The sequence below is a fragment of the Neisseria sp. P0006.S009 genome (assembly GCF_051962915.1).
Taxonomy (GTDB): domain Bacteria; phylum Pseudomonadota; class Gammaproteobacteria; order Burkholderiales; family Neisseriaceae; genus Neisseria; species Neisseria subflava_E.
This window is the reverse complement of the sequence record NZ_JBQCUV010000030.1, coordinates 1-236: the sequence shown is the minus strand read 5'-3', so window position 1 is coordinate 236 and position 236 is coordinate 1. Positions and strand designations below refer to the sequence as shown.

The 236-nt window shown below is 45.3% G+C and carries 1 protein-coding gene; it reads left to right on the top strand.

Features of this window, described 5'->3' with window-relative positions:
• Positions 1-33: 33 nt before the first annotated feature.
• On the top strand, positions 34-236 hold a 203-nt coding region (locus tag ACTHTK_RS10340; protein WP_440379755.1), incomplete at its 3' end, for a PilC/PilY family type IV pilus protein.

The window sequence follows — 236 nt, the reverse complement described above, 5'->3', positions numbered from 1 at the left end:
ACCGGTAATAATGTTTCTGAAGCAGGAAAGCTCTTGTCTAAAATTCCTGCGCCGAATGGCAAAGGCGGCATCTCTACCCCTTCTTTGGTAGACACCGATTTTGACGGTATTGTCGATATTGCTTATGGCGGCGACCGTTACGGCAATATGTTCCGCTTTGACTTGAGTGGTGAAACTCAGTCAAAATGGTCTTCGCAAATGATTTTCCAAGGATCGGGTAATCAACCGATTACTTC